21 protein-coding genes are annotated in these 22,087 nt (G+C 73.9%); 9 read left to right on the forward strand and 12 right to left on the reverse strand.

Annotation, left to right across the window (positions count from 1 at the left end):
* Nucleotides 1–27: 27 nt before the first annotated feature.
* Nucleotides 28–801 carry an isoprenyl transferase gene (locus tag NR073_RS02515; RefSeq protein WP_036339992.1) on the forward strand — a complete coding sequence of 258 codons (774 nt, stop codon included), beginning with the start codon at nucleotides 28–30 and terminating at the stop codon, nucleotides 799–801.
* On the opposite strand, the gene NR073_RS02520 is transcribed toward NR073_RS02515, so the two are convergent.
* Complete coding sequence (locus tag NR073_RS02520; RefSeq protein ID WP_227717990.1) at nucleotides 780–1,421, reverse strand: rhomboid family intramembrane serine protease; 642 nt, start codon at nucleotides 1,419–1,421, stop codon at nucleotides 780–782. The genes NR073_RS02515 and NR073_RS02520 overlap by 22 nt on opposite strands.
* A gap of 227 nt (nucleotides 1,422–1,648) precedes the next feature.
* On the opposite strand from NR073_RS02520, the gene NR073_RS02525 reads away from it, so the two are divergent.
* Together NR073_RS02525 and NR073_RS02530 are read left to right on the forward strand one after the other, a co-directional pair.
* Nucleotides 1,649–3,097 carry a PhoH family protein gene (locus NR073_RS02525; RefSeq protein ID WP_063189026.1) on the forward strand — a complete coding sequence of 483 codons (1,449 nt, stop codon included), beginning with the start codon at nucleotides 1,649–1,651 and terminating at the stop codon, nucleotides 3,095–3,097.
* A gap of 330 nt (nucleotides 3,098–3,427) precedes the next feature.
* Nucleotides 3,428–3,931 (forward strand): A24 family peptidase, encoded by a 504-nt coding sequence (locus NR073_RS02530; protein WP_063189028.1) that lies wholly within the window; start codon nucleotides 3,428–3,430, stop codon nucleotides 3,929–3,931.
* A 90-nt stretch (nucleotides 3,932–4,021) separates the two neighbouring features.
* Here NR073_RS02530 and NR073_RS02535 read toward each other — a convergent pair whose 3' ends face one another.
* Genes NR073_RS02535 through NR073_RS02545 form a run of 3 tightly spaced genes read right to left on the reverse strand, consistent with a single transcriptional unit; the run spans nucleotide 4,022 to nucleotide 6,757 of the window.
* A complete protein-coding gene (locus tag NR073_RS02535) occupies nucleotides 4,022–5,443 on the reverse strand; it encodes a class II fumarate hydratase (protein WP_256748574.1) in 1,422 nt (473 codons plus the stop codon).
* A 55-nt stretch (nucleotides 5,444–5,498) separates the two neighbouring features.
* Complete coding sequence (locus tag NR073_RS02540) at nucleotides 5,499–6,170, reverse strand: carbonic anhydrase (protein WP_002854504.1); 672 nt, start codon at nucleotides 6,168–6,170, stop codon at nucleotides 5,499–5,501.
* Nucleotides 6,167–6,757 (reverse strand): DUF4245 domain-containing protein, encoded by a 591-nt coding sequence (locus NR073_RS02545; RefSeq protein WP_134416320.1) that lies wholly within the window; start codon nucleotides 6,755–6,757, stop codon nucleotides 6,167–6,169. The genes NR073_RS02540 and NR073_RS02545 overlap by 4 nt, the downstream gene beginning before the upstream one ends.
* 107 nt (nucleotides 6,758–6,864) lie before the next feature.
* On the opposite strand from NR073_RS02545, the gene glpX reads away from it, so the two are divergent.
* On the forward strand, nucleotides 6,865–7,887 hold the full coding sequence (gene glpX / locus NR073_RS02550) for a class II fructose-bisphosphatase (RefSeq protein WP_010079310.1): 1,023 nt from the start codon (nucleotides 6,865–6,867) through the stop codon (nucleotides 7,885–7,887).
* A 23-nt stretch (nucleotides 7,888–7,910) separates the two neighbouring features.
* Here glpX and manA read toward each other — a convergent pair whose 3' ends face one another.
* Genes manA through NR073_RS02570 form a run of 4 tightly spaced genes read right to left on the reverse strand, consistent with a single transcriptional unit; the run spans nucleotide 7,911 to nucleotide 12,569 of the window.
* Nucleotides 7,911–9,155 (reverse strand): mannose-6-phosphate isomerase, class I, encoded by a 1,245-nt coding sequence (gene manA / locus NR073_RS02555; RefSeq protein WP_256748575.1) that lies wholly within the window; start codon nucleotides 9,153–9,155, stop codon nucleotides 7,911–7,913.
* 41 nt (nucleotides 9,156–9,196) lie between these two features.
* Nucleotides 9,197–10,789, reverse strand: coding sequence for an LCP family protein (locus NR073_RS02560; RefSeq protein ID WP_256748576.1), 1,593 nt, complete (start codon nucleotides 10,787–10,789; stop codon nucleotides 9,197–9,199).
* A gap of 20 nt (nucleotides 10,790–10,809) precedes the next feature.
* Nucleotides 10,810–11,367 (reverse strand): 5-(carboxyamino)imidazole ribonucleotide mutase, encoded by a 558-nt coding sequence (gene purE, locus NR073_RS02565; protein ID WP_256748577.1) that lies wholly within the window; start codon nucleotides 11,365–11,367, stop codon nucleotides 10,810–10,812.
* The gene (locus NR073_RS02570) at nucleotides 11,364–12,569 is read right to left on the reverse strand and encodes a 5-(carboxyamino)imidazole ribonucleotide synthase (protein ID WP_166437666.1); all 1,206 of its coding nucleotides are present in this window, start codon (nucleotides 12,567–12,569) and stop codon (nucleotides 11,364–11,366) included. The genes purE and NR073_RS02570 overlap by 4 nt, the downstream gene beginning before the upstream one ends.
* A gap of 162 nt (nucleotides 12,570–12,731) precedes the next feature.
* Here NR073_RS02570 and NR073_RS02575 point away from each other — a divergent pair, with 162 nt between their 5' ends.
* Nucleotides 12,732–13,292 (forward strand): GtrA family protein, encoded by a 561-nt coding sequence (locus NR073_RS02575; RefSeq protein ID WP_159228324.1) that lies wholly within the window; start codon nucleotides 12,732–12,734, stop codon nucleotides 13,290–13,292.
* Between the two features lie 27 nt (nucleotides 13,293–13,319).
* Here the strand turns inward: NR073_RS02575 and NR073_RS02580 are convergent, their stop codons facing one another.
* Complete coding sequence (locus NR073_RS02580) at nucleotides 13,320–13,943, reverse strand: hypothetical protein (RefSeq protein WP_256748578.1); 624 nt, start codon at nucleotides 13,941–13,943, stop codon at nucleotides 13,320–13,322.
* A 170-nt stretch (nucleotides 13,944–14,113) separates the two neighbouring features.
* Here NR073_RS02580 and NR073_RS02585 point away from each other — a divergent pair, with 170 nt between their 5' ends.
* Nucleotides 14,114–14,641 carry a WhiB family transcriptional regulator gene (locus NR073_RS02585; protein WP_170748155.1) on the forward strand — a complete coding sequence of 176 codons (528 nt, stop codon included), beginning with the start codon at nucleotides 14,114–14,116 and terminating at the stop codon, nucleotides 14,639–14,641.
* Between the two features lie 55 nt (nucleotides 14,642–14,696).
* Here the strand turns inward: NR073_RS02585 and NR073_RS02590 are convergent, their stop codons facing one another.
* Nucleotides 14,697–15,242, reverse strand: a complete 546-nt coding sequence (locus tag NR073_RS02590) for a hypothetical protein (protein WP_256748579.1) — start codon at nucleotides 15,240–15,242, stop codon at nucleotides 14,697–14,699.
* Between the two features lie 62 nt (nucleotides 15,243–15,304).
* Between NR073_RS02590 and NR073_RS02595 the strand changes: the two genes are divergently transcribed.
* Genes NR073_RS02595 through NR073_RS02605 form a run of 3 tightly spaced genes read left to right on the forward strand, consistent with a single transcriptional unit; the run spans nucleotide 15,305 to nucleotide 18,480 of the window.
* Complete coding sequence (locus tag NR073_RS02595) at nucleotides 15,305–15,607, forward strand: DUF3499 family protein (RefSeq protein WP_020628239.1); 303 nt, start codon at nucleotides 15,305–15,307, stop codon at nucleotides 15,605–15,607.
* 45 nt (nucleotides 15,608–15,652) lie between these two features.
* Nucleotides 15,653–17,212 (forward strand): adenosylhomocysteinase, encoded by a 1,560-nt coding sequence (ahcY, locus tag NR073_RS02600; protein WP_256748580.1) that lies wholly within the window; start codon nucleotides 15,653–15,655, stop codon nucleotides 17,210–17,212.
* A gap of 47 nt (nucleotides 17,213–17,259) precedes the next feature.
* The gene (locus tag NR073_RS02605; protein ID WP_256748581.1) at nucleotides 17,260–18,480 is read left to right on the forward strand and encodes a TIGR01906 family membrane protein; all 1,221 of its coding nucleotides are present in this window, start codon (nucleotides 17,260–17,262) and stop codon (nucleotides 18,478–18,480) included.
* Nucleotides 18,481–18,551: 71 nt separating this feature from the next.
* On the opposite strand, the gene NR073_RS02610 is transcribed toward NR073_RS02605, so the two are convergent.
* A complete protein-coding gene (locus tag NR073_RS02610) occupies nucleotides 18,552–20,390 on the reverse strand; it encodes an AMP-dependent synthetase/ligase (protein ID WP_256748582.1) in 1,839 nt (612 codons plus the stop codon).
* 66 nt (nucleotides 20,391–20,456) lie between these two features.
* The gene (locus NR073_RS02615; RefSeq protein WP_256748583.1) at nucleotides 20,457–22,070 is read right to left on the reverse strand and encodes a phospholipid carrier-dependent glycosyltransferase; all 1,614 of its coding nucleotides are present in this window, start codon (nucleotides 22,068–22,070) and stop codon (nucleotides 20,457–20,459) included.
* Nucleotides 22,071–22,087 lie beyond the last annotated feature (17 nt).

A 22,087-nucleotide genomic window follows, 5' to 3' on the forward strand; every position in this document is an offset into this window, starting at 1 on the left:
CAGGACCGTCCGAGAGGGGAGCGCGCCGTGGGTCGACCCGAGGCCTTCTACCGCCTGTACGAGCGGCGGCTGACGCGCGGCCTGGACCCGGAGCGCCTGCCCCGGCACATCGGCGTGCTGGTGGACGGCAACCGTCGCTGGGCCCGCGCGTTCGGGGCGTCCACGCAGCAGGGCCACCAGGCCGGAGCCGAGCGCATCCTCGACTTCATCGGCTGGTGCGACGAGGCCGGCATCCCCGTGGTCACGCTCTACATGCTCTCCACCGAGAACCTGCGGCGTCCGGCGGAGGAGCTCGCCCCGCTCCTGGAGATCATCCAGACGACGGCGGAGCGCCTCGCCCAGCCGGCCGAGGGCCGCGCCCCCGTCTGCGTGCAGCCGGTCGGCGCGGTGGACCTGCTCCCCGAGCCCATGGCGCGACGGCTCGCCGAGGTGGCCGAACAGACCAAGGACCACGACGGCGTGCACGTGAACGTCGCCGTGGGCTACGGGGGCCGCCAGGAGATCCTCGACGCCGTGCGCGAGCTGCTGCGGGACGAGCACGCCCTGGGCCACAGCGCGGCGGAGGTGGCCGAGTCCGTCACCGTCGAGCAGATCGCGGACCGGCTCTACACGCGCGGCCAGCCGGACCCGGACCTGGTCATCCGCACGTCCGGGGAGCAGCGGCTCTCCGGGTTCCTGCTCTGGCAGTCCGCGTACTCGGAGTTCTACTTCTGCGAGGCCATGTGGCCCGCGTTCCGCAAGGTCGACTTCCTGCGTGCCCTGCGCGACTACGGCAGCCGTCAGCGCCGGTTCGGCACCTGACGGTCGGCGCGGCCCCACCACAGGCCCAGCAGCACCCCGACGACGGCCCCGGCCAGGTGGCCGGTCCACGAGATGCCGGGGGCCGGCAGCAGGCCGATCAGGCTCGAGCCCAGGTGCGTGAGGGCAACGAGCACGGAGACGACGACCGCCCCGATCCGCCGCACCGCGACCCCGTAGACGATCAGGAACGCGATCAGCGCGTACACGATCCCGGAGGCGCCGATGTGCACGCCCGGGGTGCCGATCACCCAGGTCAGCAGGCCCGAGCCCAGCCAGGCGCAGACGAGCAGGGCCACCGGCCGGCGCGAGACCAGGGCGGCCAGCGGACCGAGGACGAGCAGCGCCGTCGTGTTGCCGATCAAGTGGGCCCAGCCGGCATGCAGCACGGGGGAGAACAGGACCCCGTCGAGGCCGTCGAGGCGTCGGGGGATCAGGCCCACGCCGGGGATGATCACCCGGCCGAGGAAGATCAGCACGAACTGCGCGACCCACATGGCCGCGATCAGCACGGCGGTGGGCGCGACGGCGCCCAGCAGGCGGCCGCCGGCGCGCTCGGCCAGGGTCGGGGCGGGGGCCGGGCCGCCCGGCAGATCGGGCAGGCCGGGGGACGGGCGGTGCATGCTCAAGGGCCCTCCTGTGGACGGGGAGCGGGCGGCCGTCGGGACGTCGGCGGCGCGTCTCCAGTGTAGGGAGCGCGGGACGCCGGGGCCGTGGCGGAGCCCGGACGGACCGTCACCGTGACTTCATCCCGGGTTCACCGTGCCGGGACCCGGCGGACGACGCCGCTTCCTAGCGTGGACCGTGGGCGGACCCCCGTCCGCACGGTTCACCGGCACAGGAGGCAGACATGGTGGCAGAGCTCGTGGAGCACGCGCAGACCCGGCAGGAGCCGTCGAGCCGGCCGGGCCAGGCGCGTGCCGAGGCGGGGGCGGCGGAGGCGACCGGCCTGCGGACCTACGTGGTGGACACGTCCGTGCTGCTCTCGGACCCGCGCGCCCTGCTGCACTTCGCCGAGCACGAGGTGGTCCTGCCGCTCGTGGTGGTCTCGGAGCTCGAGGCCAAGCGCGCCGACCCCGACCTCGGCTACTACGCGCGCACGGCCCTGCGCCTGCTCGACGATCTGCGCGGCCGCCACGGCGCGCTGGACCAGCCCGTGCCGATCACCCCCGAGGGCGGCACGCTGCGGATCGAACTGAACCACGTGTCCGTGGACGTGCTGCCCCTGGGCATCCGCGGCACGGACAACGACTCCCGCATCCTCGCCGTCGCGAAGGCGCTCGCGGACGAGGGCGCCACGGTCACGGTCGTGTCCAAGGACCTGCCGATGCGCGTGAAGGCGGCGGCCATGGGCCTCGCCGCGGACGAGTACCGCCACGAGCTCGTGCGTGACTCGGGCTGGCGCGGCACCGTCTCCCTCAGCGTGGCGCAGGAGCGGCTGGACGCCCTCTACGACGACGGCGCGGTCGACCTGGCCGGCGTCCCGCTGGGGACCCTGACCGGCACGGGCGTCGAGACCGGGCCGGAGGAGGCCCCGGCCGAGGCGGACCGCCTGCCGGTCAACACGGGGCTGGTGCTCACCGCGCCCCGGGGCTCCGCTCTGGCCCGGGTCGGCGAGGGCGGCCGAGCCTGCCTGGTGCGCGGGGACCGCGACGTGTTCGGCCTGCACGGCCGCTCCGCAGAGCAGCGGCTGGCCATCGAGCTGCTGACGGATCCGAGCGTGGGCATCGTCTCCCTCGGCGGCCGCGCGGGCACCGGCAAGTCCGCGCTGGCGCTGTGCGCGGGCCTCGACGCCGTGATGGAGCGCCGCGAGCACCGCAGGGTGGTCGTGTTCCGCCCGCTGTACGCCGTCGGCGGCCAGGACCTGGGCTACCTGCCCGGCTCCGAGGGCGACAAGATGGGCCCGTGGGCGCAGGCCGTGTTCGACACCCTGGGCGCGCTCGTCTCCCCGTCCGTGGTGGACGAGGTGGTGGACCGCGGGATGCTGGAGATCCTGCCGCTGACGCACATCCGCGGCCGCTCGCTGCACGATGCGTGGGTGATCGTGGACGAGGCGCAGTCGCTCGAGCGGAACGTGCTGCTCACGGTTCTGAGCCGGATGGGCCGCAACTCGAAGGTGGTGCTGACCCACGACGTCGCCCAGCGGGACAACCTGCGCGTGGGCCGGCACGACGGCATCGCGGCCGTGGTGGAGCGCCTCAAGGGCCACCCGCTGTTCGGACACGTGACGCTGACCCGTTCCGAGCGCTCGCCGATCGCCGCGCTGGTCACGGACCTGCTGGAGGAGGGCCGAGCCTGAGCCGGGCATGAAAAAGGGGCCGCTGCCGAAGCAGCGGCCCCCGGCGGGGGTGCTCGGCCCCGCGGAGGGGGGATGGGGGGCCGAGGAAGCCCGCCACCATGGCCCCTTTGAAACGGGATTGAGGCCATGGGGTCTGTGTGAGCCCCGTACGTCCATCAGACGGCCGGAAGCTCGTGACTTCACAGTAGACCCACGCGAGGGCTCGTCGCAATGGGCGGCTCCGGTTGCGCTGTGGGCAGAACACGGGGTGGCCGGACCGTGAACGCGAGGTGGCCTGATCGCCTGTGGACGACGGCCCGGCGGGTGCGCCGCCCGACCTAGGCTGGGCGCATGAGCGGGGTGGGATGGGCGTGGACGCACGGCGCGCCGGCGACGGCGGTGCTGTGGTCCCTGGGACTGGTGTGGTTCGCGGTGTGCACGGGCGTGCTCGTGCGCACGGACCTGCGCGAACATCGGCTGCCGAACCGATGGACGCTGCGGCTGGCGCTGGGCGGGTTGACGATGATGACCGGGGGAGCGCTGCTGGCGGGCCGGGGTGACCTGACCCTCTGCAGCCTGCTGGGCGGTCTCGGTTACACCGTGGCGATGCTCGCGCTGCACGTGCTCAGCCGCGGCGGCCTCGGGATGGGCGACGTGAAGCTGGCCGGCGGGCTGGGCGTGTACACGGGGGTGCTCGGTCCGACGGCGGTGCTCGCCGCCGGGGTGGGCGCGATCCTGCTCGGCGGCGTCGTGGCGGGGCTGCTGGTCCTCGCGGGCCGGGCGACGGGGCGAACGGCGCTGCCGTTCGGGCCGGCGATGGTGGCGGCGGCCGCCGGAGTGCTGGTGCTGGCGTGAACGTCGAGCGGCCGCCCTCCGCACGGGAGGACGGCCGCTCGGCGTCGTGGCCCGGGAGGCGGCGTCGCGCCGCTCACCGAATCCGCCGGATCACTCCGGGTGGGTCATGGACATGGTGTCCAGGGCCTTGTCCAGCTGCTCCTCGGTGATCTCGCCGCGCTCGACGTAGCCGAGGTCCACGACGGCCTCGCGCACGGTCATCTTGTTCGCGACGGCGTGCTTGGCGATCTTGGCGGCGGCCTCGTAGCCGATCACCTTGTTCAGCGGGGTCACGATGGACGGCGAGGCGCCGGCGAGGAAGGCGCAGCGCTCCTCGTTGGCCTCGATGCCGTCGATCATCTTGTCCGCCATGACGCGCGTCGTGTTGGCCAGCAGGCGGATGGACTCGAGCAGGTTGGCGGCCATCACGGGGATGCCCACGTTGAGCTCGAACGCGCCGTTGGTGGAGGACAGGGCGACGGTGGTGTCGTTGCCGATCACCTGGGCGCACACCATGATCGCGGCCTCGCAGATCACGGGGTTGACCTTGCCCGGCATGATCGAGGAGCCCGGCTGCAGGTCCGGGATGGCGATCTCGCCGAGGCCGGTGTTCGGGCCGGAGCCCATCCAGCGCAGGTCGTTGTTGATCTTCATGAGCGAGAACGCGATGTTCCGCAGCTGGCCGGAGGCCTCCACGAGGCCGTCACGGTTGGCCTGGGCCTCGAAGTGGTTGCGGGCCTCGGTCAGCGGCAGACCGGTCTCCTCGGCGAGCAGCTCGATCACGCGGGCGGAGAAGCCCTTCGGGGTGTTGATGCCGGTGCCCACGGCGGTGCCGCCGAGCGGGACCTCGGCCACGCGCGGCAGCGCGGACTGGATGCGCTCGATGCCGTAGCGGACCTGCGCGGCGTAGCCGCCGAACTCCTGGCCCAGGGTCACCGGAGTGGCGTCCATGAGGTGGGTGCGGCCGGACTTCACGACGCCGGCGAAGGCCTTCGCCTTCTTCTCGAGGGAGACGGCCAGGTGGTCCAGCGCCGGGACGAGGTCGTTCACGAGGGCGGCGGTGACGGCCACGTGCACGGAGGTCGGGAACACGTCGTTCGAGGACTGGGAGGCGTTGACGTGGTCGTTGGGGTGCACCTCGTCCTCGGAGCCGGCCTCCTTCAGTGCGCGGGTGGCGAGGGTGGCGAGCACCTCGTTGGTGTTCATGTTGGAGGAGGTGCCGGAGCCGGTCTGGAACACGTCGATCGGGAACTGGTCGTCGTGGTCGCCGGCGATGACCTGGTCCGCGGCGGCGACGATGGCGTCCGCGCGCTCCTGCGAGAGGATGCCCAGCTCGGCGTTCGCCTTGGCCGCGGCCTTCTTGACCTGCGCGAGGGCGTGGATGTGGGCGGGCTCGAGGCCCTTGCCGGAGATCGGGAAGTTCTCCACGGCGCGCTGGGTCTGCGCACGGTAGAGCGCGTTCACCGGCACCTTCACCTCGCCCATGGTGTCGTGCTCGATGCGGAACTGCTGATCGGTGTTCTCTGCGGTCATGGTCACATCCTAGGACGGCGTGGGCGCCCGGTGCCGCACCGGACGCCCGACGTCGTCAGACCGCCAGGTCGCCGTGCACGCGGCCCGGTCGCGCGGTGCCCTCGGACAGCGAGTAGGTGAGCCCGACGACGGCGGTGCGCCCCGACTCGACGGCCGCGCGGACGGACTGCGAGGTCTCCAGGAGGTGGTCGCAGGTCTGGTCCACGTGCTCGGCCACGAACTCGTCGACCTCCTCCAGTCCGCGGCGGCGCCCGGCCAGCACGGACGGGATGATGCGCTCCACGAGGGGGCGCACGAACCCGCGCGGCATGGTGCCGGAGATGTAGGACTCGACCGTCGCCGTGACGGCGCCGCACGAGTTGTGGCCCAGGACGATGACGAGCGGGATCTCCAGCACGTCCACGCCGTACTCGATGGAGCCCAGCACGGCGTCGTCGATCACGTGGCCGGCCGTGCGCACCACGAACACGTCGCCGAGGCCGAGGTCGAAGATGATCTCGGCCGCCAGGCGCGAGTCGGCGCAGCCGAAGATCACGGCGACCGGGGCCTGACCGGCGGTCAGGTCGCTGCGCCGCTCGGCGTTCTGGTTCGGGTGGCTCGGCTCGCCCGCCACGAAGCGGCGGTTGCCCTCGGCGAGGACCTCCCACGCCTCGGCGGGGGTCAGGTCGGAGGTGGGGACGACGACGTCGGGGGCCGGCGTCGTCTCGGGGCGGGTGTGGGGGGTCATCGGGTCTCCTTCGCGACGCCGTGCGCCAGGTCTTCGAGGACGGCCTGGTCGCCGGTGGTGGTCAGCACCACGGTGCTGCCGTCCACCTCCGCCACGAGCCGTCGCTCCGGCTTCTTCGGATCGGCGTGGAGGTCCCACGCGATCCCGTCGATCTCGATCGTCTCCGACGTCGGGACCTGGTCCACCCGCAGGCTCACCCAGGTGGGGTCGACGTCCTCGGCCTGCTGCAGGCCCGCGAACACCGTGTCCGTGACCACCCAGCCGACGTCCCACGTGGAGACGCCGTCCAGCTTCTGCAGGCGGGCGTAGTTGGCGTACCAGGACTCCGGCACCTCGGGCGCCAGGGCCGGCAGGTCGCCGTCGTCGTGGGGGATCGTGGCGGCCTCGGCGGCGACGTCGACGCGGTCCTCACGGGGCCGCTGCGGCGGCTCCGGGTTGAGCAGGAGGACCACGGCCACGATCGCCAGCAGAGCCACCAGGGAGAGCACCATGGCCATCCACGGCTGCCGGGCCCGCTGCGCCTGCTTGGCGGTCAGGACGGGGCGGGGGGCGGGGGAGTGGGGGTCGGCGGAGCTCACGGTCAGCATTGTGCCACCCGCGGGAGACCACCCCCGTAGGATGAGGACCGGGGCAGAGCCGCCCTCACGCCCCGTCCCGTGCGGACGGAGCGCCGCGAGCAAGGATCGGAGCAGCGATGACCAGCGCGTCCTCGGAGAAGACCGGCTACGAGAATCACGTCCCGGACCGCAACCTGGCCATGGAGTTGGTGCGGGTGACCGAGGCGGCGGCCATCGCCGCGAGCCCCTGGGTGGGCTACGGGGACAAGAACAAGGCGGACGGCGCCGCGGTGGACGCGATGCGCGCGTTCATGGACACCGTGGCCATGGACGGCACCGTGGTGATCGGCGAGGGCGAGAAGGACGAGGCCCCCATGCTGTTCAACGGCGAGCAGGTCGGCGACGGCTCCGGCGCCGCCGTGGACGTGGCCGTGGACCCGATCGACGGCACCCGCCTGACCGCCATGGGCTACAACAACGCGCTCTCCGTCTTCGCGGTGGCCGAGCGCGGCACCATGTTCGACCCGTCGGCCGTGTTCTACATGGACAAGCTCGTGGTGGGCCCCGAGGCCGCCGACTTCGTGGACATGCGCCTGCCGGTGAAGCAGAACGTGAACCTCGTGGCCAAGGCCCTGGACAAGCCCGTCTCCCAGGTGACCGTGTGCGTGCTGGACCGCCCCCGCCACGAGGGCCTGGTCAAGGAGATCCGCCAGGCCGGCGCCCGGGTGAAGTTCATCCTGGACGGCGACGTCGCCGGCGCCATCGCCGCCGCCCGCCCGGGCACCGGCGTGGACATGATGATGGGCATCGGCGGCACCCCCGAGGGCATCGTCACCGCGTGCGCGATCAAGGCCACCGGCGGCATCATCCAGGGTCGCCTGGCCCCCACCGACGACGCCGAGAAGCAGAAGGCCCTCGACGCCGGCCTCGACCTCGACGCGGTGCTGACCACGAACGAGCTGGTCACCTCCGACCACTGCTACTTCGCGGCCACCGGCATCACCGACGGCGACCTGCTGCGCGGTGTGCGCTTCGCCGACGGCCGCGTGCACACGCAGTCCATCGTGATGCGCTCGTCGTCCGGCACGGTCCGCACCGTGGACGCCGAGCACGACGTGAAGAAGTGGTCCAAGTGGCTGGGGGACCGCGACGCCCGCTGAGCCCGCGGGCCGGTCTGCCGGGCTCAGCCCCGCGGCAGGCCGGCCACGTGCACCGTCGCCGGGGCGCCGGCCGCGGCGCGGACGGCCAGCGGGCCGGACGCCGTCTCCGCGGCGGGCAGGAACACGGCCTCGCCCGGGCCCAGCTCGATCTCCTGGCCTGCCAGGGCCAGGCTCGCCGTGCCGCGGGTGACCACCGCGATCCCGGGCCCGTGCACGTCGAGCCCGTGGACGGCGTCGTCCTCGAGCGTGGCCTGGAGCAGCTCGAACTCCTCGAACGGCGGGCGGAAGGCCACCACGGAGTCGGCCACGCGCTCGGGCTCGGTGGAGGGCACCGGCAGCGCCTCGAAGGTGACCACGCGGCGCAGCTCGGGCACGTCCATGTGCTTCGGGGTGAGCCCGCCGCGCAGCACGTTGTCCGAGGCCGCCATGACCTCCACGCCCAGCCCGTGCAGGTACGCGTGCACGTTGCCGGCGGGCAGATGGATGGCCTGACCCGGGGCCAGGTCCACGCGGTTGAGCAGGATGGCCACCACCACGCCGGGGTCGTCCGGGTGGTGCTGGGCGACCTCGAGGGCCGTGGCCAGCGAGGGGTCGCGCTCGGCCAGGTCCGGCGCGGCCCGCAGCACGTCCACGACCTGCGCGACGGCGCCGGGGGAGCCCCACACGGAATCGGGGTCGAGGATCGAGGTGAACGCGTCCTCGAGGTCCCCGGCGGCGAGGGCCTGGCTGATCCGGGCGGCGGCGACGGCGACGGCGGACGTGTCCCCGTCCGCCCGCTCCGTGAGGGCGCGGGCCAGGGCCTCGAAGCTGTCCGAGGAGACCTCGGGGGAGCGGAAGCCGCACATCGCCGAGAAGGGGGTCAGCGCGAGCAGCATCTCCGGCTTGTGGTTCGCGTCCCTGTAGTTGCGCTCCGGGGCGTCGACCGGCACGCCGGCGGCCTCCTCCGCGGCGAAGCCCGCGCGGGCCTGCTCCAGGGTGGGGTGCGCCTGGATGGACAGCGGGGCGCCCGCGGCGAGCAGCTTCATGAGGAAGGGCAGACGGCCCTCCGGCGCGGCGGGCCCGAGACAGCGCTCGGGGTCCGCGGCCACCACCTCGTCCAGGCCGATGTGGGCGCCGTCCGCCACGACGGCGACGCACGGGGCGCCCGGATGGTCGCCCAGCCACAGCTCGGCCTCGGGGCGGCCGGTGGGCTCGCGTCCCTGCAGGTCGGCGAGGAGCGTGGGGGAGCCCCAGGCGTAGTCACGGATCACGGGCTTCAGGACGTGCATGCGCCCAGCCTAGGTCAGCCCGTCGGCCCGCGCGTCGCGCCTCACGGGGCGGGGACGCACAGCCCGTTCGTCGAGGACGCGTGGTTCAGCACGTCCTCCTGGCCCAGGTCCTCGGCCGTCATCAGGTCCTCGGCGGTGAAGGGCTCGCCGTCGGAGCGGGTCGGCGGGGCCGGCCACGTGGCCGGGTCGTCCTCGTCGACGTCGGGGGTCTGCGTCTCCTGCGCGACGACGGCCAGCACGGTGAGCAGCGGCGTCGCCGAGACCCCGGTCGGCTCCGATCCGGCGGTCACGGACTCATCGGCCAGCATCTCGTCCACGCGGCGGTGGACGAGGTCGTAGTCGGGGTAGGTGGTGAAGTGGGTGCCCGTGTCGCCGAAGTCGGGCGGGCCGATGGTCAGCCGCCGCATCTTCTGGCCGCGCGAGCGCTCGGCGAGGTCGACGAACGTGCCGAGCTGGGACTGCGGCAGGTCGGTGGTCACGATCTGCTGGCCCGCCGCGAGGATCCCCTCGAAGCGGGTGAGCACGGTGGCGGGGCTGAACTGCTCCAGCATCGCCGCCTGCATGCACTGCTGCCGGCGGATGCGGGCGTAGTCGGTGGACCAGTGCCGGGAGCGGGCGAAGGCGAGCGCGTCGTCGCCGTTGAAGTGGTGGGTGCCCGGCTCCCACCAGATGTTGCCCCAGACGCCGTCGGGCCGGACGCCGCGGTGCACCACGTAGCCGCCGCTGACGACGTCCACCCCGCCCATGGCGTCGATCAGCTGGGCGAAGCCGCCCATGTCCATGAGGGCGTAGCCGGAGACGTCCAGGCCGAGGATGCCGCCGGCGGCGTCCTTCATGGCCTCGGCGCCGGGGTGTTCGGCGTCCGGGTAGAGGTCTGCGTGATGCTCCTCCACGTCCGTGTAGAGGGCGTTGAGGATGCACTCGTCGCCGCAGTCGAAGCCGTTCGGGTACACGTCCCACAGCGGGGAGCCCTCGACGAACGGCGCGTTCTGGAGGTTGCGGGGCAGGGAGAACATCACGATGGCGCCGGTGCGGGCGTCCACGGAGACCACGTGCATGGAGTCCGGGCGCAGCCCCTGGCGGCCCTCGCCGGCGTCCGCGCCCAGGACCAGGATGTTGTAGCGGCCCTCGGCCTCCGGGACGGCCGGCCCCTCCTGGAAGACCTCGCCGAGCGCCCCGCGGCTCGTGTTCGCCGCCCAGCCGCCGTAGAGCAGGGCGCCGCTGGTGAGCACGAGCGCGAGCGCGGTGACCGCCGCCGTGATCTTCCGCGCGCCGGGGGCGAGCAGGTGCGGCCGGATCAGCCGGAACGTGTCCACCCACAGCACCGCCCAGCCCACCGCCAGCGCCGCCAGGACCACCGCCAGCCCGAGCAGCACGCCGTCCCGGGCCATGAGCGAGATCAGGCTCGCGCGGGAGACCAGCCACCACAGCAGCCCGAGGATCAGCACGGCCCACACGGTGACGGTGACCCGCAGCGCCACGCGGCCGAGCCGGCGGCTGCCGGCGACGAGCTGGGCGCCGCCGGGGACCAGCAGGGTCAGGGCGGTGAGGATCAGCGCCCGGCGGGTGCGCTCGGTGGGGGAGGCGACGCGTGGATCCCGGAGCGGGTCGGGCTGCGCGTGACCGGCGGGCACGGATCCGGTGGCGGGCGACATCAGCGGTCGGCGGCCATCCGCTCGCGCAGGCGGGCCCCCTTGGCCTGGGCCTGGGCGTTGAGCTCGTCGGCGTGCTCGGCGAGGGCGGCGCGCAGGCGGTCGCCCTCCGCGGTGTCGGCCGAGGCGAGGATGCGGGCGGCCAGCAGGCCGGCGTTGCGGGCGCCGTCGATGGAGACGGTGGCCACCGGCACGCCGGCGGGCATCTGGACGATCGAGAGCAGGGAGTCCATCCCGTCCAGGCTCTTGAGCTTCACGGGCACACCGATCACGGGCAGGGGGGTGACGGCGGCGAGCATCCCGGGCAGGTGGGCCGCGCCGCCCGCGCCGGCCACGATCACGCGGATGCCGCGCTCGTGCGCGCGGGCGCCGAACTCCACCATCTCGTGGGGCATGCGGTGCGCGGAGACCACGCCGACCTCGACGGGCACGTCGAGCTCGCGCAGGGCCTCGGCGGCCGCGCTCATCACGGGCCAGTCGGAGTCGGAGCCCATCACGACGGAGACGACCGGGGCGTCGTCCTGCAGGGGCTGGGCGGGGGACTGGGGCGTGGCGGTCATGGGCGGGCCTCCGTCTCGGTGCCGGTGGTGGGGGCGTCGTCGCGCAGGAGTGCGGCGGCGGACTCGGCGGTCCGCACGGCCTCCTCGAGGCTGAGGCCGTGGTCCGCGACGACGTTGACGTGACCGACCTTGCGGCCCGGGCGCACGTCCTTGCCGTAGAGGTGGACCTTGGCCTGCGGGTGGGCGGCGAGGGCCACGACGCTGCCGGCGTGCAGGTCCTCGCGGGCGCCGCCGAGGACGTTCTTCATCACGACGCCGGCCCCGCGGGGGGTCGTCTCGCCCAGCGGCAGGTCGAGCACGGCGCGGACGTGCTGCTCGAACTGGCCGGTGACGGCGCCGTCCATGGACCAGTGGCCGGAGTTGTGGGGGCGCATGGCCAGCTCGTTCACCTGGAAGCCCGGGCCGACCCCCGGCGTCTCGAACAGCTCGACCGCGAGCATGCCGGTGACGTCCAGCTCCTCGGCGAGGCGGACGGCCGCGGCGGTCGCGGCCGCGGCGACGGCCGGGTCGAGGTCCTGGGCCGGGGCGACCACGAGGTCGCACACGCCGGCCACCTGGACCGAGTCGACGACGGGGTAGACGGCCACCTCACCGGAGGGGGTGCGCGCCACCTGCGCGGAGAGCTCACGGGAGAAGGGGACGAGGGCCTCGGCCAGCAGCGGGGCGATGCCGGCGCCGAGCCACGCGGCCAGGGTGCCGTCCGCGGCGGAGGTGCGGGCGTCGTCGGCGTCGTCGAGCTTGAGCACGCCCTTGCCGTCGTAGCCGCCGCGGGCGGTCTTGAGGATCATGGGCCAGCCGTGCTCGTCGCCGAAGGCGAGGACGGCCTCGAGGTCGTCGACCGGCGCCCACGCCGGGTTCGGCAGGCCCAGCCGCTCGACGGCGGCGCGCATGACCAGCTTGTCCTGGGCGTGCTGCAGCGCCTCGGGGCCGGGGCGCACGGCGACGCCGGCCTCCTGCAGGGCCCGCAGGTGCTCGGTGGGCACGTGCTCGTGGTCGAAGGTGACCACGTCCACCGTGGCCGCGAACGCGCGCAGGTCCGCCAGGTCCGCGTGGTCGCCGACCACGTGGGGGGCGACCTGGGCCGCTGACGCGTCCGGGGCCTCCGCGAGCACGCGGAAGGGCACGCCGAGCTCCGCGGCCGCGCCCGCCATCATGCGGGCCAGCTGCCCGCCACCGATCACACCGAGTCGAGGGGAAGTCACCCGCACAGGGTAGTCGGACCGGCTGAGAACTCCGTCACGGAGGGGCGGCCGACGCCGGATCCGAGGAGGTCGCGCGCCGGGGGCGCGGCTACAGTGTTCCCCAGCCCTGCGCGGGTCCGGCCCGCGTGCACACCCCCGTCCCGAACCGAGGAGTCCACGCCCATGCTGTCCGATCTCTGGGGCCGCCTGACCGGGATGGCCTCCCTGCTGTGGCGGGAGGTGGCCAAGTTCGGCACCGTCGGTGCGGCCGCGTTCGTGGTGGACTCGCTCGTCTTCTGGTGGATGATGACCGGCCCGCTCGAGGGGTCCAACGTCAAGGCCAAGATCGTGGGCGGCGTCGTCGCCACCCTGTTCAGCTGGGTCGCCAACCGCTACTGGACGTTCCGGGACAAGCGCTCCTCGAACAAGACGCGCGAGCTCGTGATGTTCCTGATCATGAACGCGATCGGGCTGGGCATCCAGGCCGGCTGCGTGGCGATCGCGCAGTACCTGATGGGCGTGACCGACCCGACCGGCCTGTTCATCGCCGGCAACGTGATCGGCCTGTTCTTCGGCACCGTGTTCCGCTACTTCGCCTACCGGTTCTGGGTGTTCAAGGAGGAGCTGGACGTGGAGCCCGGCTTCGCCAACGACATCGCGATCATCACCGGCCAGATGCCCGTGCTGCGCGACGAGCAGCTGCACCCGCACGGCCGGCACCGCGCCCCCGACGCCGGGGTCTGAGCGTCCCGGCCTGACCCCGCCGCCCCGTCAGGGGTGCACGGTCACCGCTTGACCCGCGTCCCACGCCTCCAGCGCGGCCCGCACTCCTGCCCACGTCAGGCGGGGGCGCGGGCCGTCGTCGTCCGGGGCGACGTCGGCCCCGGCCGGGATCGACGCGGGCCGCACGTGGTCCACGGGGCCGGGCAGGGCGTCCGGCTGGGCGCGGATCTCGGCGGCCACGTCCACGACGGCCGGGTCGGTGGCCGGGCCGTCGAACTCGGGCTCGAGGCCGCGCGGCAGGGCCACGGCGAACACGGCCACGGACGGGTCCGGCCACGCCTCGGGCCGGTCCGTGAGGACGGCGGCGGGGGAGTCGCCCTCGAGGGCGGGCTCGGCCTCGGCGCAGAGCACCCCGAGGGCGAGGGCGTGGGACAGCCAGTGGACGGGCAGGTCCAGGGCGACGGCGTCGCCCGCGCCCACGCCCTCGGCGCCGAGCAGGCCCGCGAACTTGGCGGCCCAGTTCACGGTCACGCGACCCGAGAGCTCGATGCGCTGGTCCACCGCGCCGGGCTCGTCCGGGGCCCCCGGCTCCTGGACGAGCGCGGGCCGCGGGGAGGAGGCGAGGCGGAGCACGAGGGGGCCGGTGGACCGGGGTGCGGAGAGGGAGACCATGGGCCCAGTGTGGCACCCGCCCGGTTTGACTCGGCATGAATCACACCGATGTAATGAACCCGGGCCAACGGTCCCGGCAGGAGGGGCCCGCCGGCTTGCCCGGCACCCACGCGGACCGCACGATCACCCGGCCCACACCGCCACGTCGATCCCGGGAAGAGGCGTCACACATGGAGCAGACCCAGCGAGTCGAGGACGCGCACCGCGCCGATCCCGCGCAGGCGCCGACGCCTCGTCCGCGGAGCGTCCCCAGCGACTGGTTCCTCGACCCCGCCGACCCGCAGGCCGGCGTCCCGGGAGCGAGCCTCGAGGACCAGGCGACCGCCTTCCTCACCGCCCACGACCTCGACGACGAGACCGGCACCCCGGCCGCCACCGTCACCGCCCTCTTCCCCGGCGACGCGCGTCCGGTCGAGGCCGTGCCCGTCTCCGCCGACTGGGCCGCCATCCCGGGCGTGACCACCGAGCCCGTCGAGGGCGAGCTGGCCTGGCAGGCGGACGCCCTGTGCGCGCAGACGGACCCCGAGGCGTTCTTCCCGGAGAAGGGCGGCTCCACGCGGGACGCCAAGCGTGTGTGCGAGGCCTGCACCGTCAAGGACGCGTGCCTGGAGTACGCCATGGCGAACGACGAGCGCTTCGGCATCTGGGGCGGGCTCTCCGAGCGCGAGCGTCGCCGCCTGCGCCGCGCCCGCGCCTGACGCGCGGCGCCCGTCCACCGGGCGCGGTGCCCGGCGCGGACCGCCCGGTCCGGGCTCAGCCGCGGCCCCAGCTGGGGTCGAGCACCTGCGGGTCCACGCCCAGCGCCTCGGCGCAACGGCTCAGCGCCACCCCGTAGACGGCCCCCTCGAGGTCGGCCGGGTCGGCCGCGTCCCGCAGCGGCCGCTCGAACAGGGTGATCAGCACCCCGTCCCGGCCCTGCCGCTCGGCCCGCGCGAACAGCGCCTCCTCATCCCGTTCCCGGTCGGCGTGCAGCTCGCGCAGTCGCTCGTCGAGCCGGTCCGGGATGCGCTCCACCCGCGCGGTCACGTGCCGCAGCCCGGGCGCGTCCAGGGAGCCCAGCCGGTCCACCGCCTTCTCGACGGCGGTCAGCAGCGCCTCGCCCCGGCCCCGCTCCGAGCGTGCACCGAACGGGCGCGGATGCCGCAGCCCTCGGCCACGGCGGTCCCGACCGCCGCGCCCCGCGGGGGAGGAGATGCCGGCCTCGGCCGGGCCGCCCTCGACGCCCGGCTCGGCCCCCGCGGCGTCGCCCGCCCGGAACGGCAGGGGGTCGAGGGGATCGGAGGAGGCGGACGCGGTCATGCGCGCCATGGTAGGCCACCGCTCCGGGCCGTCCGCCGAGTAGGGTGGCGGGCGTGGGACCCATGCGACGCTGCAGCAAGACCGGATGCCAGAGCCCTGCCCTGGCCACGCTGACGTACAACTACGCGGACTCGCAGGTGGTCATCGGGCCCCTGTCGCGCCGGGCGGAGCCGCACACGTACGACCTCTGCGGCGAGCACGCTCGGCGCACCACGGCCCCGCGCGGCTGGGAGGTGCTGCGGCTGGAGCTGCCCGAGCACTACGAGGCCGTCGACGCGGACGGCGGCGTGCGCACGGTCCCCACCCGGCCCATGGCCGTCCCGCCGGCCCGCCCCGGGCTGCGCGTGGTGCGTGACGGGGACTGACGCGGCACGTGTCGTGCCGTCCGGGGCCTCGCTAGGCTGGAGGGCATGACTGAGACCTCCGCAGAGTTCCGCACCCCCGACGTCGACCCGGCCTTCGCCAACCGCACCACCGTGCCCGGTGCCTCGTTCGACTTCACGGTCCGGGACCTGTCCCTGGCCGAGGCGGGCCGCCACCAGATCCGCCTGGCCGAGCACGAGATGCCGGGGCTGATGTCCCTGCGCGAGGAGTACGGGGAGGCCCAGCCGCTCAAGGGCGCCCGCATCGCCGGCTCCCTGCACATGACCGTGCAGACCGCCGTGCTCATCGAGACCCTCATCGCCCTCGGCGCCGAGGTCCGGTGGGCCTCCTGCAACATCTTCTCCACGCAGGACGAGGCCGCCGCCGCCGTCGTCGTGGGCTCGGGCACCCCCGAGGACCCGCAGGGCGTGCCGGTGTTCGCCTGGAAGAACGAGTCCCTCGAGGACTACTGGTGGACCGCCTCGCAGATCCTCACCTGGCCGGGCGCGGACGAGGATCCGGAGCTCGGCCCCAACATGATCCTGGACGACGGCGGCGACGCCACCCTGCTGGTGCACAAGGGCGTCGAGTTCGAGGCCGCGGGCGCCGTGCCCAGCGCCACCGAGGACGATCCCGAGGAGTACCGGATCATCCTCGAGACGCTGCGCCGCTCGCTGGCCCGCGACCCGCAGCACTGGACCCGCACCGCCGGCACCCTGCGCGGCGTCTCCGAGGAGACCACCACGGGCGTGCTGCGCCTCTACCAGCTGGCGCAGGAGGGCCGCCTGCTCTTCCCGGCGATCAACGTGAACGACGCCGTGACCAAGTCCAAGTTCGACAACAAGTACGGCATCCGCCACTCCCTCCCGGACGGCATCATGCGCGCCACGGACGTGCTGATCGGCGGCAAGGTGGCTGTGGTCTGCGGCTACGGCGACGTCGGCAAGGGCGCTGCCGAGGCCCTGCGCGGCCAGGGCGCCCGCGTGATCGTCACGGAGATCGACCCGATCTGCGCGCTGCAGGCCGCGATGGACGGCTACCAGGTGGCCCGCCTCGAGGACGTGGTGGGCGAGGGCGACATCTTCGTCACCACCACCGGCGGCAAGGACATCATCATGGCCGAGCACATGGCCGCCATGAAGGACAAGGCCATCGTGGGCAACGTCGGCCACTTCGACAACGAGATCGACATGGCCGGCCTGGCCCGCATCCCCGGCGTCGTGAAGACGGAGATCAAGCCGCAGGTCCACGAGTGGACCCTGGACGGCGGCACGGAGGTCGAGCGCAGCATCATCGTTCTCTCCGAGGGCCGCCTGCTGAACCTCGGCAACGCCACCGGCCACCCCTCGTTCGTGATGAGCGCGTCCTTCACCAACCAGGTGATGGCGCAGATCGAGCTCTTCGGCGGCTCCACGGGCACCGGCGCCCTGACCGGCGAGCACTACGAGAAGCGCGTCTACACGCTGCCCAAGGTGCTGGACGAGAAGGTCGCCCGCCTGCACCTGGACGCCCTCGGCGTCGGGCTGACCGAGCTGACCAAGGCCCAGGCCGAGTACCTCGGCGTGGACGTGGCCGGCCCCTACAAGGCCGACCACTACCGCTACTGATCCCCGGCGCCCGCGGGCGGACGGACCCACTCGAGAGAGGCACGAGCATGGCTTCCCATCAGGCCGGCCGCGGGCGCGACGAGCGCGCCGGGGCGGAGGACTTCGATTCCGGGCTGGACTACGGCGCGTTCGTGGAGGACGACGCCGCGGACGACCCGAACCGCACCCAGGCGCTGCCCGCCATGGGCCGGGACGACGACGGCGGCGCCCAGCACACCTCGGCGCTCAGCCCCGAGGACCTCGCCGCGCTGCGCGGCGGGGACGCGGCGGCCGCGGACCGACGCGACGCCGGCCGCCCGGCCGCGGACGCCGACCGCGACATCGTCGCCTCCCGGGCCGTGCCCGAGGGCGGCCGGCGGCCGCTGCCCGGCGCCGACGAGCTCGGCCCGCTGAGCGCCGCCGTCGGGGCCCGCGCGGCGGGGTCGAGCGCCGCCGCCCCGGTCGACCGCTACCCCGAGGACGGCACGGCCGCCCCCGTGGCCCAGGCGGCGGCCCTGCAGGGCCCCACGCCGGAGGAGCGCGCGCGCCTGCCCAAGGCGGGTCCGCGCCTGGCGCAGGTGCTGCTGGCGATCCTCGCCCCGCTCGCCCTGGTGCTGGCCGCCGTCCGCCTCGTGGCGAGCCCGGTGTTCCTGTGGCTGGAGTACCACCGGCCCGGGTTCCCCGCGGACCGGTTCGGCTTCACCCTCGCCGACCGCATGCACTACGGCTCCGCCGGGCTGGACTACGTGACCAACCTGGCCGGGCCGCGGTATCTCAGCAGCCTCACGCACCAGGGCGCACCGCTGTTCACCGAGGTCGAGGTCGACCACATGACGGATGTGAAGACCGTGCTGTGGATCGCCGCCGCGGCGCTCGTGGTGCTCCTGGTGGTGTGCGCCCTGCTCATCGCGTCCCTGCTGCGCACCAGCCCCGGCGGGGTGCGCCGCGCCCTGTTCGCCGGCGCCGTGTGGCTGCCGCTCGCGGTGATCGCGCTGGCGGTCCTGGCGGTGCTGGGCTGGGAGACGTTCTTCGCCGGGTTCCACTCGCTGTTCTTCGCGGACGGCACGTGGACGTTCTCCGTGCGGGACGCCCTCATCCGCCTCTACCCCGAGCAGTTCTGGGTGGATGCGGCCGTGGTGGTCGGGCTGGTGACCCTGCTGGCGTCCCTCGTGACGCTCGTGCTCACGTGGCCCACGCGCCGCCGTCGTGAGCTGAGCGCGGACCGCCGCGAGCAGCTGCTGCGCACCCGCCTGCGGTGGGCCCGGGAGGACGACGCCGTGGTGCGCTGACCGCCGCCGGACGGGAACGGGCCGGGAGGACGAGGCGTCCTCCCGGCCCGTCGTCGTCCGGGGGCGCGGGGTCAGCGACGGTAGAGGGCCTCGACGTCCTCGGCGTGGTCCTCGATCACCTGGGCCCGCTTGAGCTTCTGGGACTGGGTGACGTGCCCGGAGTCCTCGGTGAACGGGTGGTCCAGGATGCGGAAGCGGCGGATGGACTCGGCGCGGGAGACGCCCGCGTTGACCTGGTCCACCGCCTCCTGGATCGAGGCCAGCACGGTGGGGTCCGTCGCGGCCTCGGCCGGCGTGAGGCTGAGCTCGCGGTCCAGGGCCCACTGGGTGAGGGCCTCGGCGTCCAGGGTGATGAGGGCGCCCACGAACGGGCGGTTCTCCCCGACCACCACGACGTGCTCGATGAGCCGGTGCTGGCGCAGCGCCTCCTCCATGGGCGTGGGGTACACGTTCTTGCCGCCGGCGGTGATGATCACGTCCTTCTTGCGGCCGGTGATCCGCAGGAAGCCGTGCTCGTCCAGCGCACCGATGTCCCCGGTGCGGAAGAAGTCGTCCTCCATCGCCTCCGCCGACGCCTTCGGCATGCCGTGGTAGCCGTCGAACACCACGGGGCCGCGGATGAGGATCTCGCCGTCCTCGGCGATCTTCACCGTCACCCCGGCCACGGGCAGGCCCACGGTGCCCACGCGGTGCGCGCCGGGGATGTTCACGGTGGCCGGCGCGGTGGTCTCCGTGAGGCCGTAGCCCTCCACGATCGGAATGCCGGCGCCGCGGAAGAAGTGCACCAGCTCCGGGGAGAGGGCGGACGCGCCGGACACGCACGAGATCACCTCGCCGCCGAGGGCCTCCCGGATCTTGCGGTAGACCAGCCGGTCGAACAGCGCGCGCCGGGCGCGCAGCAGGGCCGAAGGCCCGGGGCCGTCCCCGAACTCGGCCTCGTCCACGGCCGTGGACCACTCGATGGCGGTGCGCTTGGCGGCCGCGTAGATCCGCCCGGTGCCGCCCTTCTGGGCCTTGGCCTCGATGCCGGCCTCGACCTTCTCGAACACGCGCGGCACGGCCAGCAGCCACGTGGGGTGGAAGGAGGCGAGGTCGCCGAGCAGCGTGGCCGGGGAACCGGAGTGGGCCACCTGGATGCGGGCGTACAGGCAGATGACCTGGACGGCGTGGGCGAGCACGTGGGCCAGCGGGAGGAAGAGCAGGGTGCGCGACGTTGTCGTCTCCGGGGACCACTGGACCACCTCGCGCGCGAAGTGCAGCACGTTGATGGCCGCGCCCACGAAGTTGCCGTGCGTGATCACGGCGCCCTTCGGCCGTCCGGTGGTGCCGGAGGTGTAGACGATCGAGGCGGGGCTGGCGAGGGTCGCCAGGGAGCGGGCGTGCTCGACGGCGTCGTCCGACACGAACGCGCCGGCCTCGGCCAGCTCCGCCAGTCCGGCGTCCGTCAGCGGGAACGTCGCCACGTCCACGCCCGCGTGCCCGGCGGCCTCGGCGACGCGCTCGTCGAGCTCCTCGCTGCCGACGGCGACCACCCGCAGGCCCGAGTCCGTGACGATGTGCTCCACCTGGTGGGCCGAGGAGGTCTCGTAGATCGGCACGGAGACGGCGCCGGCGAACCACACGGCCTGGTCGAGGACGGCCCACGCGTAGGAGGTGGGGGAGAACAGGCCCACCCGGTCCCCGGGCTGGACGCCGCGGGCGATGAGGCCGGCCGCCACGGCGCGCACCTGGGTCAGGAACGCGGTGAAGTGGACGTCCACCCAGCCGCCCGCGCCGTTGCGCAGGGCGTACACGGGGGCGTCCGGCCGGTCGGCACAGGAGGCGACGATCAGGTCCGTGATGTTGGAGTCCGCCGGCGGCATGCCGACGAGCTCGGTGGCGGACTCATGGACGGGGCTCTGGTTCTGCACGGTCCGAGCGTATCCATTCCGGGCGTGCGGCGCGCGGTCGGCACACCCGCGCCCGGGACGCGGCCGTCAGATCCAGCTGCTGAACCACATCCGCCAGCGCCACTGGTCGTACGAGATGACGTCGCCGATCCAGACGGGCAGGAAGAACAGGGACACGGCGACGGCGATCGTCACGTACGCCAGCACCAGGGCCGAGCCCCAGCGGGGCCCGGGCCGGCGACCCGGCCGCAGCAGCAGCGAGAGCGCCAGGGCGATCATCATCACGAAGAAGGGCTCATAGGCGATCGTGTAGAAGAAGAACATGGTCCGCTCGGGCCACAGGAACCACACCAGCTGCCCGGCCACGTAGGCGCTGAGCAGGGCGCCGGCCCGCCAGTCCCGGTGGCGCACCAGCAGCCACACGCACACGAGGACGGCGGCCAGGCCCGTCCACCACACGAACGGGTTGGCGATGTCCGTGATGGCCGCCGAGCACGCGCCCGCGGCGTCCGCCGGGCAGATCCCCTCGCCGGGCTCTGCGCCCTCGTAGTAGTAGCTCACGGGCCGGCCCATGAACGGCCAGGTCCACGGGTTGGCGGCGTAGTCGTGGGGGCTGGTGAGGCCCTGGTGGAAGGTCGTGGACTCCACGTGGTAGTGCCACAGGGAGCGCAGCGGACCGGGGACCAGCCCGGCGAGCAGGCCCTCCGGCGGGTTGTCCCGGTGCCAGTCCCGGTAGTAGCCGCCCTCCGTGACGAACCAGCCGGTCCACGAGGCCAGGTAGGCGACCAGGCCGCCGCCCACCACGGCCACGAACGCGTACAGGCCGTCCTTCTCGACGCCGGCCCACGCCCAGTGCCGCACCCCGGCGGTCCGGCGCGCGGACATGTCCCACAGGACCGTGAGCAGGCCGAAGGCCGCCATGAACGCCAGCCCGGAGAGCTTCACGGCGCAGCCGGCGCCCAGCAGCACGCCTGCGAGCAGTCGCCACGGGCGCCAGCCGAGCCACGGCCCGCTGGCCAGGGCGTCGCGTCCTAACCGGGCGACGTCGTGGGCGATCCGCTCCGCGAGCAGCCGCCGCCCGTGGACGCGGTCGGCCAGCAGCGCGGCGAAGGCCGCGAGCACGAAGAACGAGAGGAAGATGTCCAGCAGCCCGATGCGGGACATCACCAGGTGGTGGCCCTCCACGGCCAGCAGCAGCCCGGCGACCGCGCCCAGGGACACCGAGCGCAGCAGGTGCTGCGTGGCGAGGGCGACCAGCAGGACGGACAGCGTGCCGGCCACCGCGGCGCTGAACCGCCAGCCCACCCCGTTGTCCGGGCCGAACGCGAGCATGCCCAGGCCGATCAGCCACTTGCCCAGCGGCGGGTGCACCACGTAGGCGGCTCCCTCGAGCGGCTCTGCCTCGCCGCGCGCGAACGCGTCGTTGACGTCCTCGTCCCACCGCCGCTCGTAGCCGGACTCCAGGAGGGAGTAGGCGTCCTTGGGGTAGTAGGTCTCGTCGAAGATCAGCTGGTCCGGGTGGGCCAGGTTCGTGAACCGCAGGACGCCGGCGATCGCCGTGACCAGCAGCGGCAGGATCCAGTGCCACCGCGTCAGGGGTGCCGCACTGACCCCGAGGCGGGCGCGCAGGGCGGCGACGCCGAAGGGGCCGTCGTCGGCCGCGACGGCGGCGGGGCGGGGGGCGAGGGCGGTGGCGGGCACGGGCTCCATGCTAGGCG

Source organism: Micrococcus sp. Mcc28, assembly GCF_024519775.1.
Classification (GTDB): Bacteria; Actinomycetota; Actinomycetes; order Actinomycetales; family Micrococcaceae; genus Micrococcus; species Micrococcus luteus.

Bases quoted from the DNA above. Each gene is read 5' to 3' on its own strand.
- NR073_RS02520 (WP_227717990.1), bottom strand. From the start codon at position 1,421: ATGCACCGCCCGTCCCCCGGCCTGCCCGATCTGCCGGGCGGCCCGGCC.
- NR073_RS02525 (WP_063189026.1), top strand. From the start codon at position 1,649: ATGGTGGCAGAGCTCGTGGAGCACGCGCAGACCCGGCAGGAGCCGTCG.
- NR073_RS02530 (WP_063189028.1), top strand. From the start codon at position 3,428: ATGAGCGGGGTGGGATGGGCGTGGACGCACGGCGCGCCGGCGACGGCG.
- NR073_RS02535 (WP_256748574.1), bottom strand. From the start codon at position 5,443: ATGACCGCAGAGAACACCGATCAGCAGTTCCGCATCGAGCACGACACC.
- NR073_RS02540 (WP_002854504.1), bottom strand. From the start codon at position 6,170: ATGACCCCCCACACCCGCCCCGAGACGACGCCGGCCCCCGACGTCGTC.
- NR073_RS02545 (WP_134416320.1), bottom strand. From the start codon at position 6,757: ATGCTGACCGTGAGCTCCGCCGACCCCCACTCCCCCGCCCCCCGCCCC.
- glpX (WP_010079310.1), top strand. From the start codon at position 6,865: ATGACCAGCGCGTCCTCGGAGAAGACCGGCTACGAGAATCACGTCCCG.
- manA (WP_256748575.1), bottom strand. From the start codon at position 9,155: ATGCACGTCCTGAAGCCCGTGATCCGTGACTACGCCTGGGGCTCCCCC.
- purE (WP_256748577.1), bottom strand. From the start codon at position 11,367: ATGACCGCCACGCCCCAGTCCCCCGCCCAGCCCCTGCAGGACGACGCC.
- NR073_RS02575 (WP_159228324.1), top strand. From the start codon at position 12,732: ATGCTGTCCGATCTCTGGGGCCGCCTGACCGGGATGGCCTCCCTGCTG.
- NR073_RS02580 (WP_256748578.1), bottom strand. From the start codon at position 13,943: ATGGTCTCCCTCTCCGCACCCCGGTCCACCGGCCCCCTCGTGCTCCGC.
- NR073_RS02585 (WP_170748155.1), top strand. From the start codon at position 14,114: ATGGAGCAGACCCAGCGAGTCGAGGACGCGCACCGCGCCGATCCCGCG.
- NR073_RS02590 (WP_256748579.1), bottom strand. From the start codon at position 15,242: ATGACCGCGTCCGCCTCCTCCGATCCCCTCGACCCCCTGCCGTTCCGG.
- NR073_RS02595 (WP_020628239.1), top strand. From the start codon at position 15,305: ATGCGACGCTGCAGCAAGACCGGATGCCAGAGCCCTGCCCTGGCCACG.
- ahcY (WP_256748580.1), top strand. From the start codon at position 15,653: ATGACTGAGACCTCCGCAGAGTTCCGCACCCCCGACGTCGACCCGGCC.
- NR073_RS02605 (WP_256748581.1), top strand. From the start codon at position 17,260: ATGGCTTCCCATCAGGCCGGCCGCGGGCGCGACGAGCGCGCCGGGGCG.